General features: G+C 49.6%; 1 protein-coding gene. It reads right to left on the bottom strand.

The window, feature by feature from the left end:
- Positions 1–182, bottom strand: a 182-nt coding sequence (locus E1189_RS24170) for a hypothetical protein (RefSeq protein ID WP_230459790.1), incomplete at its 3' end; no start/stop codon positions are given.
- Positions 183–266 lie beyond the last annotated feature (84 nt).

Genomic DNA, 266 nt, shown 5'->3' with positions numbered 1-266 from the left:
GCTCTTAGCGTGTGCATCCCGGAGATGTTTTTGGGCCGCTGATCACTGTCAGGCTGACTTTCTTCAGTAAGAGTGCCATCTGCGAGTGCGCACTCCTGTGCACTGGCGCACAGAGCACTCTGAAATACATCATCCTGCAAGAAATCCGATAACTCTGAAAGTAGAACGTCATCATACTTCAAATCCGACAACTCCGGGAATAGAGTGCCCAGAAGGGAAGGTGAAGAAGGAGGAGGACTGGAAATGTGGCAAATGGTAGATGGATT

The sequence above is a fragment of the Parendozoicomonas verongulae genome (assembly GCF_009711465.1).
GTDB classification, from domain to species: Bacteria; Pseudomonadota; Gammaproteobacteria; order Pseudomonadales; family Endozoicomonadaceae; genus Sansalvadorimonas; species Sansalvadorimonas verongulae.
The sequence above is the reverse complement of the archived record's forward strand: the minus strand, read 5'-3'. Positions and strand labels throughout refer to the sequence as shown.